Source organism: Salinibacter sp. (genome assembly GCF_042218895.1).
Lineage (GTDB): Bacteria > Bacteroidota > Rhodothermia > Rhodothermales > Salinibacteraceae > Salinibacter.
In genome coordinates this window covers 1-5,081 of the sequence record NZ_JBDGQQ010000054.1, presented here as the reverse complement: position 1 = coordinate 5,081, position 5,081 = coordinate 1, and the positions used below count along the sequence as shown (strand labels likewise).

General features: G+C 66.0%; 7 protein-coding genes. All 7 read right to left on the bottom strand.

Annotated features, from left to right (window positions below):
- Window positions 1–144: 144 nt before the first annotated feature.
- A complete protein-coding gene (locus ABEL04_RS05735; protein ID WP_375801428.1) occupies window positions 145–573 on the bottom strand; it encodes a hypothetical protein in 429 nt (142 codons plus the stop codon).
- Between the two features lie 37 nt (window positions 574–610).
- Window positions 611–1,585, bottom strand: coding sequence for a 6-bladed beta-propeller (locus ABEL04_RS05730; RefSeq protein WP_375801427.1), 975 nt, complete (start codon window positions 1,583–1,585; stop codon window positions 611–613).
- A 9-nt stretch (window positions 1,586–1,594) separates the two neighbouring features.
- Window positions 1,595–2,515 carry a transporter gene (locus ABEL04_RS05725; protein WP_375801426.1) on the bottom strand — a complete coding sequence of 307 codons (921 nt, stop codon included), beginning with the start codon at window positions 2,513–2,515 and terminating at the stop codon, window positions 1,595–1,597.
- A gap of 76 nt (window positions 2,516–2,591) precedes the next feature.
- Window positions 2,592–3,515, bottom strand: a complete 924-nt coding sequence (locus ABEL04_RS05720) for a hypothetical protein (protein ID WP_375801425.1) — start codon at window positions 3,513–3,515, stop codon at window positions 2,592–2,594.
- A gap of 46 nt (window positions 3,516–3,561) precedes the next feature.
- Complete coding sequence (locus tag ABEL04_RS05715) at window positions 3,562–3,978, bottom strand: hypothetical protein (RefSeq protein ID WP_375801424.1); 417 nt, start codon at window positions 3,976–3,978, stop codon at window positions 3,562–3,564.
- 58 nt (window positions 3,979–4,036) lie between these two features.
- On the bottom strand, window positions 4,037–4,411 hold the full coding sequence (locus ABEL04_RS05710) for a heavy-metal-associated domain-containing protein (RefSeq protein WP_375801423.1): 375 nt from the start codon (window positions 4,409–4,411) through the stop codon (window positions 4,037–4,039).
- Window positions 4,412–4,587: 176 nt separating this feature from the next.
- Window positions 4,588–5,081: cation transporter (locus tag ABEL04_RS05705; protein WP_375801422.1), on the bottom strand; the 494-nt coding region annotated here is incomplete at its 5' end.

Sequence of the window (5,081 nt, the reverse complement as noted above, 5' to 3'; positions counted from 1 at the left end):
TCGGGATTGACGTCGGCCTTGTCGGCGATCTCACCGCGGGTCATGCCGTCCATGGTCTTGGGGGAATGGGTACGTGGGAAGAGGGAAGAGGGAAGGGGGAAGAGGGAAGGGGGGGAGGGCAACTGGGGACACTCCGGGCGTCGGTCAGGCGGCGATGCCGACGGCGAGGACGGGCAAGATCGTCATTTGTAAAACGGGGGCGAGGCCCACGGGATGCCCGGCGATCCGGAGTGTCGGCATGGCGTCCCTGTAGCGCCAGAGGTCGAGCTGTCGCGCGCCCGTCTCGAACGCAATGCCCGCCCCGAGGCCGAGTGCCAGCAGCAAGGTTGCCCCGCCAACGCTCAGCGGCTGCACGTGCCCTGGCCCGAGGACTCCGGCCGCTGCGGCGGTGAGAATCCCGGTCGCGACGGCGTCGCCGAGCGTGGCGGCGGGCAGGACCCAGACCCGCTGCCACCTCGTCCAGCGCTCCCAGCAGCGGTAGAGCGGAATCACCTGCGCGTACTCCCAGACGCCGTGGAGCAACACGGCCCAGAGTCCCACGCGGAGGTAGAATGGAGAGGGAAGTCCGAACACGGTCCGTATGTGCCGTTTCGGGATGAAGATGCGCCGATCACGATTCGGGGGCGAACACCTGGATCCGATTGTTGCCGAAGTCGACGACGTAGAGCGTGCCGCTCGCGTCGAAGGCCACGTCGATGGGCCGGACAAACTGCCCCTCTCCGCTGCCCTGCTCCCCAAACATGGCCAGCCGCTTGCCCTCTGCCGAGAAAATCTTGATTCGGTGGTTATAGTAGTCAGCCACGAAAATCCGTCCCTGGGGGCCCGTCTCGACCGCCGTGGCCACGTTGAACCGCGTCTTCGTGGATCCCGGCTGGGTGGTGTTCGGCGGAACGGTCCACTGATGGTTGCCCTCGGGACCGAAGCGCTGGATGCGGTGGTTGTACGCGTCGGCCACCACCAGCGAGCCGTCCGGCAGCAGCGTCACGTCGGTAGGATACGTGAACTGTCCCGGAGCGGACCCGGACGTGTCAGAGGTCCCCCACTGGCGAACCTGTCCTGTGCCGGGTTGGAGGAGCTGGACCCGATGGTTGTAGAAGTCGGCCACGTAGACCTGGCCCGCCGTGCCTATGGCCACGCCGGCCGGGGCGTCAAACTGCCCGGAGCCCGATCCGGTGCTCCCGATCGTGCTCTGGCTGCCCCCCTTCCGCCCGAACAGGTGAAGGTGGTCGTGGCCGTACTCGGGAACCACGAGGTGCGTGACTGGACTCTTTTCGTGAGCAGTGGCTTCGAGGTGCATGGGCCGCTGCATCGGCCCCGACAGGATATTCGAGGCGTCGAAGCTCCGGAGAACCGTGCCCGTCGTGTCGAACACCTGGATCCGGTTGTTGCCCGTGTCGCTGACGTAGACCCGACCCCTGGCGATCGTGATGCCGACCGGATGGAAAAACTCGCCGGGGGCGTCGCCCTGCGTCCCCCAGGCCTGGACGAACTGGTAGGACGGGGCCTCGGGGGCAGACGGCTGGCAGCCGGCTCCCAGCAGGGCGACGACTGCAAGGAGAATCAGTGCTCGAAATGAAGACGTCATGGCGGGGGGTTAGATGTTGATGCGGAGACTGACGGTGGTAATGAACTCGCGCTCCAGCGCCGTGCCGCCGAGCTCCTGCACGAGGGGGAGCTGCACGGCTCCTTCGATGACGAAATGCTTCGTGACGTACTGGAGGCCCGGGGCCACGAACCAGGTCGTTCCTCCGGACGCGACGTCCTGGCCGCGAACCTCGTTTTCGCCCTGCCAGATGAGGTTCGTCTCCAGGTTGCCGTAGAGAAAGCCGGGAAGGCCGCGTTTCAGCTCCCGGGGCCAGAGGCGGTACTTCGAAGCCACGTCAATCCGGGCCTCGTCGCCGAACTCGAAGTTGTTCGCTTCCGTGTTGATCTGGTAGACCGGCGACACGTCCACCTGCCACTGCAGCGTCTGCCAGGTGAAGACGAGGCCGGCAAGCGGGTCCCACGACCCGGAGCCCAACTGGAGGGGTGGGGGCAGGCGGCCCAGCTCATCGGTTTCCTCGTCGGCGCCGGTGGGCGTCTCCACGCCGGACAGCAGCGCAAAGCGCTGGGTCTGCCCGGCCCGGTTGCGTGTCCAGACGGTGTAGCGGGCAAAAAGGCGCACGTCCCCGAGCCCCGTCGGTCCCCGCTCGATCCGCCGTCCCTTCTGTCGTCCGTTCGGGATCGTTGCGTCGAGATTCTTGTCCAGAATCGGCACAACGCCGAAGAGAGTCCAGCGCTCGGTGACGCCGTAGGCGCCGACCAGGGGAACGCCGTAGGCTGTCAATTTACGATTCATCGGTCCGTCGCCGGTGGCCCGAATGACCTTCGACATGGGCCGAAATACACCGTGGCCCTGCGTGACGGGCAGGGCCGTGTTCGTCGTGATCTGCGCGGTCGCAGGAAGGGCCGCGCACGCGAGGAGGAGCAGGACCGATGGAACCCACGTGGACAGCCGAGAGGTCGGCCCAAGCATAATCTGAAGGAGGATTCCGGAGGAGAGTAGCGAAGCGACATCGGGGATTTGCTCCCCGACCCGGTCCCAGCGGTCCCTAAAAGTGGATCTCAACCTCCAGGATGCCGTGGTAGTCCAGCTCCCTGCCCCCCTGGAGGCCGTTGTAGAGGGGAACCTGGATGCCCGGCTTGACCGCCCAGTTGCGGTAGGTGAGCCAGGCCCCGAACCCGGCCAGCAGGCGGTGCCCGCCCGGACCGACCTGCCCGTGGTGGTCCTCCTCGGCGTGGCCGTGACCGGCCAGCGAGCTGGACTGAAAGATCTCGCCGTTGAGCTCCCCCATCAGCACGACGTCGGGCTGGTAGTAGCCGGTGAGGACCGGTCGGATACCCAGGGCGACGTCGTAGAGCACCACGTCGCCCCGCTCGATGCCGGTGTCTCCCTGTGTGTTCAGCCGGTACCGCGCCGTTCCGAACAGCAGCCACCGGCGTCCCTCGTAGGCCCCAGAAAGCCCCCCGACGACATCGGTGGCGTCCGGACTGTGCTCGGCGGTGCCGCTCGGGAGGGAGACCCCGCCCACCACCGCCGCGTGATAAACCCCGCCGGGGACGTTGTTCATGTAGAAGCGGTACTTGGTGCGGACCCGGAGATTCCCGAAGGAGCCGAAGGCGGCACCCTCCCCGAGGGATTCCTGATGGAGTTCGACAAGCCCCATCCAGCGCTCGGTAAACCCGTATGAGAGGTGGTAGTCGAGCGCCCAGTGCTGCTCGCGGTGCGCCGCCTCCCGCTCGATGCCTACACCGATGCCGTAGCCTCCCTGCCAGAGGGTGCGCGGCCCGCGGCCAAAGATCGGTTCGTGTCGGGCAATGTCGCCGGAGGGGGAAGCCGCCGGCGGACCTCCGGGAAGAAGGCCCTGCGCGGCTGCCTGCCCGGGGACGAGCGGGCCGGCCATCAGAAGGGCGAGCACGATCGCGCCGCTCGCGCTCGGAAGATTGGGAAGATCGAAAGGGACACGCCGGGTCACGAGACGGAAGAAGGGTTCGTAGTACGAAAACGAAGAGGAGCGAACGCTACGCGCCGACCAGCTTCATCACCGGAAGGAGGCCGTAAGCGAAAAAGGCCCCGATTCCGTAGATGCCCGCCGAGATCCAGAACATGCCCTTCTGGAAGCGACTGGCCACGCGGCAGCCCTCCCCCCCGGCAATCGTGCAGGCGACGTTGCCCTTCGGCCGGAAGGTGAGGAACGCACTCAGGGCGAGCATGAGCCCGGCCCCCAGGAAGATCCACTCCTTGGCCTTCGAGAGGGGCACGAGCCACGGCACCGCCGAGACGAGGGACACCACCGCCGAGCCGCCGGCCACCGCCGACAGGGCCGCCGGGGGGGCACAGCACAAAAGCGTACCCGTGCTCGTGAAGAGGGCCAGGAAATTGGCCGCGCTCTGCCGCCAGGTGTCGGGCGCGTCGGCCTGCTGCTCAGCGTGCTCCATTGGACGATCGTTGGTCAGTTGTGTCGCAGATCAGACGAAATCACCCCTGGGGGAGGACCTACCCGGACGAGGGAGCCCGGACTGACTTGTTCGGGAATTTGATCTTCTTCGCCGTAAAGCCGGCGTTCTTGGTGGCCTTCTGGATCTGCTTCTTCGAGAGCTGGGTGCCCTCGGCGACCTTCAACTGCACCTTGCCCTTCTTGAGCAGGACGGCCACGTTTTTGACCCCGTCGAGGTCCTTGAGCTTCTTCTCCAGCCCGTACGCGCAGAAGGGGCAGGACAGGCCGTTGACCGTGGCGACGACGTCAGGCTCTTTGATCCTCGTCTGGTCGGCCTTCTTCTGGGCCCGACAGCTGTCGGGCCGCGCGGCCAGGACTGAGACGAGCAGCAGCGCACTAGTTACGAGGGAGAACGACTTCAAGAGGCGAGTCATGGCGTGTTGGGGAGGGTTGTTTGATGATTGAGCGAGCGGAGGGAGACGTTGCTTGTCAGATCGTCCCGTCGAACGCACCCCCTCCTATGTCCTGTAGTATGGTACAGGGTTTCGGGGCTCTCACTGTGTTTGCTCTTTCTTAACATCAATGCAAGTCGAAAAATACGTTTCTATTGCTATCGAGTCGCTGAGGGGAGAGCTTCGGACTCGGGCTCGTAGCCGGCCTCGACGAGCGTCTCGCGGACGCCCTCCGGCGTGAGCTCCCCGTCGGGGAGGGCCACTTTCAGCCGGTGTTCATCCAGGTCGATCTCAACGTCAACCCCATCGGCGCGCTCGCGAAGGGCCTCGCGGATCGTCTGGGCGCAGTGCTGGCAGTGCATGTTCGGGATGGTGAAGGTGAGGCGCGTCGGCTCCTCGGCCTCCTCGCGGGGAGACACGAGGCGCCCGCCAAACGAATTGAGCAGCACGGCGCTCACGCTCGCGGCCATGGCCGCCATCGCCCAGACCGGGTCTACCCATCCGGTCGTGGCCAGCGGCACGCCGACGCCGTTGAAGAGAAAAGCGAGCGCGAGATTCTGCTTCGTCTTTCGGTAGGAGTTTGCGCCGATCTCGAACGCGTCGACGAGCGCGCCGAGCCGCTCGCCCATCAGGATCACGTCGGCCGACTCGA

Bases quoted from the DNA above. Each gene is read 5' to 3' on its own strand.
- ABEL04_RS05710 (WP_375801423.1), bottom strand. From the start codon at position 4,411: ATGACTCGCCTCTTGAAGTCGTTCTCCCTCGTAACTAGTGCGCTGCTG.
- ABEL04_RS05715 (WP_375801424.1), bottom strand. From the start codon at position 3,978: ATGGAGCACGCTGAGCAGCAGGCCGACGCGCCCGACACCTGGCGGCAG.
- ABEL04_RS05730 (WP_375801427.1), bottom strand. From the start codon at position 1,585: ATGACGTCTTCATTTCGAGCACTGATTCTCCTTGCAGTCGTCGCCCTG.
- ABEL04_RS05725 (WP_375801426.1), bottom strand. From the start codon at position 2,515: ATGCTTGGGCCGACCTCTCGGCTGTCCACGTGGGTTCCATCGGTCCTG.